Source organism: Streptomyces pathocidini (assembly GCF_001418495.1).
GTDB lineage: Bacteria > Actinomycetota > Actinomycetes > Streptomycetales > Streptomycetaceae > Streptomyces > Streptomyces pathocidini.
Genome location: NZ_LIQY01000606.1, coordinates 1 through 2,814, shown reverse-complemented (window position 1 = coordinate 2,814; position 2,814 = coordinate 1). Strand labels below are relative to the sequence as shown.

General features: G+C 69.6%; 3 protein-coding genes. 2 read left to right on the top strand and 1 reads right to left on the bottom strand.

From position 1 onward, the window contains the following. On the bottom strand, positions 1-184 hold a 184-nt coding region (locus tag AOK16_RS23440; protein WP_478072644.1), incomplete at its 3' end, for a VOC family protein. Positions 185-822: 638 nt separating this feature from the next. Here AOK16_RS23440 and AOK16_RS27530 point away from each other — a divergent pair. Together AOK16_RS27530 and AOK16_RS23435 are read left to right on the top strand one after the other, a co-directional pair. Beyond that, positions 823-993, top strand: coding sequence for a hypothetical protein (locus AOK16_RS27530; RefSeq protein WP_169790947.1), 171 nt, complete (start codon positions 823-825; stop codon positions 991-993). 596 nt (positions 994-1,589) lie between these two features. Further along, positions 1,590-2,814 (top strand): acyl-CoA dehydrogenase family protein (locus tag AOK16_RS23435; protein WP_055474129.1); only part of this gene is annotated, 1,225 nt, incomplete at its 3' end.

The following is a 2,814-nucleotide window of genomic DNA, read 5'->3' as shown; positions in this document are numbered from 1 at the left end:
CGGCGAAGTACGCGGTCCAGCACACCGGAAAGCCCATCAGCCGCGCCCCGGCGGCCAGCCCGGCCACCGGCGATCCGTGGACCAGCGCGACGGCGTAGTTGCCCCGGCCCTGGATGCCCGGCTTGTACCGCCAGCCGAGCACGGCGGCGTAGAAGTCCTGGGCGGCGGCCAGGTCGTGGGCCATGAGGCTCACCCAGCACGGCGCGCCCTGAACCGCCCGCTTCGCGGCAGCCAAGCTCCTCACCCCGCTCCCAGGAATGCTCTCGGCCAGGCCTCGGCCGGCGACGGCGTCTGCCTCCAGACTCCGTCCCGAGTGCCCCCGGCGCCACCGTTGCCGCCCTTCACCCCCTCGACCACGCGCGCTCCAGCGGCGCGGCGCCCGGCCGCGGGTCCCGGCCCGTCCTACTCCTCGGCCCTGCGCACCGGGTGCCCTCGGGAGGGGAGCGGTAACGAACGGCGCGCCTATGGTTCCTACGACGTTTGCGGTTGTGAGTTCCTACGGCACCCAGTGCCGACATTGGCGTATGCCAGGGGTGCTGAGCTGCGGAGTTGGCGGAGCGTGGTCATCGAGGCCGAATTACGTCGCGCGATGAGCGGTCGGGGTCGCTAATCTGGTCGGGACGGACAGCCTCGGCGATGAGGCACCCGACAACATCGGCCGTCCCGGGGGCCCGCCAATCACCGTGGCCCGCCCTCGGTCGCCCCACCCGGCGCCACCGCGTCCGTACTGCCCGTATCAGCAGCCCCACCGGGCGTTCGGCGCCCCGGTCGAGGCCGCCGGGCGGCACGTCCCGGTTCACCCGACGCGAAGGAGTGTGCGCGGTGACACCAGAGAAGACCAAGCGAAACCAGTCCAATCCCGAGCGCAAGGAACGGCGTAAGCGGTCCAAGGAGGTCCGCAACCTCGACGTTTGGGCGCGCTCGGCACCGATCCGGCTCGCCGGATACGAGGACGATCCCGCGGAGTCGCACATCCTCCGCGGCATCGACTAGCCGCGCTCGCGGCATCGACCGGCCGCCGCGCGCCGTGAGTTGAGCGGCGCCCACGGCCGACCGGTCGACCCCGCCCGCCCCTGGACAGCAGGGGCGGGCGGGGCTTTTTGTGTGCCCCGAGGACCTTGGGTTCGGGCCCGAAGACGTCACAGGGGGGCGCGTGCGCGGGCTTGCGCGCCCTCTTGTGCCCCCGCGCGCCTTGGGGGCGCGCGGCGCATGTCGGGGAGTGTCGAAACCGGCGTCTTCCGGTCTCCTGACGGCAAGTCAATTGACTGACCATCAGCTAAGGGTTGTGTGCCGGTGCCCGGCAATTGCCTGGTGAGCAGGCCAGGGGCGGAAGTGCGTCAGATCCGCTCGCAGTCGCTCAGGAGACGTCGACTGTGAAGCGACACCTAAACAACTCCCGTATAAAACTAAACAGTTGAGATCAGAACACAACAGGGGCGGGGATGGTCAAAGCTCGTGAAACGATCTTGGCTTCGGCGAACGGCTTGTAGAGGATAGGGCCGTCGGTCAGCCTGGGGCGGGGAACCAGTGCCCGACGAACGGCCCCCGGGTCCCAGAGGGCGCGGGGGAAGCGCGGAGGAGGGCTCGTCGTGGAACGCTATTTCACCAACCGTCACCATGAGGAACTGCGCCATCGCGTACGCGCATTCGCGGACGAACAAGTGCGGCCCCGCATACCGGAGATGGAGGCCTCGCGCGCCGTCTCCCACGAGCTGTCCCGGCTCATCGCCCGGCAAGGCTGGATCGGGGCCACCATTGACGGACAGTACGGCGGCATGGGCGCCGGACACCTGGCCAAGACCATCATCATCGAGGAACTCGCCCGCGTCAGCGGCGCCATGGGGGCCATGGTCCAGGCCTCCCAGCTCGGCGTCGCCAAGATCATCCACTTTGGCGACGACGTACAGAAGAAGACCTGGCTCCCGCGCATCGCGGCCGGCGACTGCCTGCCCACCATCGCGGTGACCGAACCCGAGTCGGGCGGACACGTCCTGGGGATGGCGGCCACCGCCGTTCGCGACGGCGACGACTACATTCTCAACGGCCGCAAGATCTACGTCGGCAACAGCCACGTCGGCGATCTGCACGGCGTGGTCGTCCGCACCGGCCCCGGCTCCAAGGGGCTCTCGGCCTTCCTCGTCGAGGCAGACCGCCCCGGCTTCTCGCTGGCCGAGCAGAAGCCCGCCATGGGCCTGCACGGCTTCAGCTTCGGAGAACTGATCTTCGACAACTGCCGGGTCCCCGCCGCCAACCGACTGGGGGAGGAGGGAGAGGGCCTCAAGGTGGCCTACTCCTCGAGCGTGCTCTACGGGAGGGCCAACCTCACCGCGGTCTCGCTCGGCATCCACCAGGCCGTCCTGGAGGAGACCACCGCCTTCTGCATCGAGCGCGAGCGGTACGGCAGACCGCTCGGCGAGCTCGGCAACATCAAACTCAAACTCGGCCAGATCCAGTCCCGGCTGATGACCGCCCGGCTGGCCGCCTATCACGCCGTCCACCTTCTGGACCGCGGACTGCCCTGCGACGCGGAGCTGATGAACGCCAAGCTCCTCAACGTCGAGTCCGCGATCGACTCCGCCCGGAACGCCATGGAGATCCACGCCGCCTGCGGCCTGTTCACCGACCGCCCCATCGAGCGCTATCTGCGCGACGCCTTCCACATCTTCGCCCCCGCCGGCACCTCCGACGTCCAGCTGCTGCGCCTCGGCGAGCTGGCGCTGGGCGCCGGCAAGGGCCAGTGGTCCGAGAAGCTGGCCGACCTGGTGCGGATGGAGGAGAGGGAGGAACTCCAGCGGCTGGAGCGGCAGCTGGAGG